We start from the raw sequence: 1447 nt of genomic DNA on the forward strand, positions 1-1447 counted from the left end.
TGGACTGACCCCATAAAGTTGGACAGTTCATGTTAAGCGGCTATCGGGGTCTGGGTTCGGTATTCTACCGGACTCAGGCCTTTTAATTTCAGACTGATCCGCTCGTTGTTATAGTAATGGATATAGTCCTCTATCGCCTTCCTCAGTTCATTCAGATCGCTGAACCTGTTCAGGTAAAAACACTCCGATTTCAGTGTGCCGAAGAAGTTCTCCATCACCGCATTATCCAGACAGTTTCCTTTGCGCGACATACTTTGTGTCATGCCCTGTGCCTTTAACCTTGCCTGATAGCCTGCCATTCGATATTGCCAGCCCTGATCCGTGTGCAGCAAGGGGCTATCTTCCGGGCTGAGCTTCAGGAACGCATCGCGCAGCATGCTATTAACCATCTCCATCACTGGCCTTTCCGACAGGCTGTAGGAGATAATCTCCCGGTTAAACAGATCGAGAACCGGCGACAGATACAGCTTTTTACCCTGTACTGAGAACTCGGTGACATCCGTGACCCATTTTTCGTTGGCTTTCGATGCCCCGAAGTTCCGGCCCAGGATATTGGGTGCAGCCTTGCCCACTTCCCCTTTCCAGGCACGATATTTCTTCACCCTTATCAGAGAGCGGAGAGACAGTTCTGCCATCAGCCGCTGTACAGTTTTATGGTTCACCAGCAGACCCTGCCTTCTCAGCGAGAGCGTGATCCTGCGGTAGCCATAACGCCCTTTGTGATAGTGGTAAATCTCTCTGATTTTGGCTTTCAGCCCGGCATGCCTGTCTGCTCGCTTCAGCGCATTTATATTGTGATACCACGTACTGCGGGACATGCCCGCAGCACGAAGAAGATCACTGAGCGCATACTCCAGCCTTAGTTCGTTGATTATTGCGGCTTTCCGCCGTTTTTCTCGCTTTGAACTAAGGCCTTCAGCTTTTTTAGATAGGCATTCTCTGCTCGCAGGTAACGAAGTTCAGCCCGCAACTCTTCGGGAGATAACTTATCCAGCGCAGCATCGGTAAGTGGAGGTGTTTTTTTGGGTTTTGTCATGTCCTTGCTCCGGCCAGGTTTTATGCTCAGAAGTCCTTTTTCACCTGCGTCTTTGTAGACATTCACCCAGTGCCGGACAACGGTTTCAGTGGAGATATTAAACCGTGCGGCCGCTTCGCGCATCGAAAGTTCTTCAGCGAAAACCGTGCGTACGACAGCAATCCGGAACGACGGAGAATGGCGGTCATTTTTCCAGGTAATGCCATCAATACCGTGGAGTTGCCAGGCTCTTACCCAGCGTCGCACTGATGTTCTTTCAACACCAAAACGTTCAGCGGTACGATGTGTTCCATCTTTTCCGGCAAGGTAGTGTTTGACTACAGCTAATCTGGTTTCGAGGGAATATTTTGGCTTTGCCATAAAAAACTGCACCTTACTCAGTTGGGTGTCCAACTTTTGGGGTGCAGTCCA

The 1447-nt window shown here is 50.1% G+C and carries 1 protein-coding gene; it reads right to left on the reverse strand.

All coding sequences use genetic code 11. From position 1 onward, the window contains the following. Positions 1-32: 32 nt before the first annotated feature. Positions 33-1396, reverse strand: a protein-coding gene (locus tag ACE38U_RS22350) for an IS3 family transposase (RefSeq protein ID WP_375530534.1) whose coding sequence is annotated in 2 segments (ribosomal slippage) — positions 33-919 and positions 919-1396 — 1365 coding nt in all. Because the reading frame shifts where the segments join, the coding sequence is not laid out codon by codon here. Positions 1397-1447: the final 51 nt, after the last annotated feature.

Source organism: Cedecea selenatireducens (assembly GCF_042138895.1).
In the GTDB taxonomy this organism is placed as follows: Bacteria; Pseudomonadota; Gammaproteobacteria; order Enterobacterales; family Enterobacteriaceae; genus Cedecea; species Cedecea selenatireducens.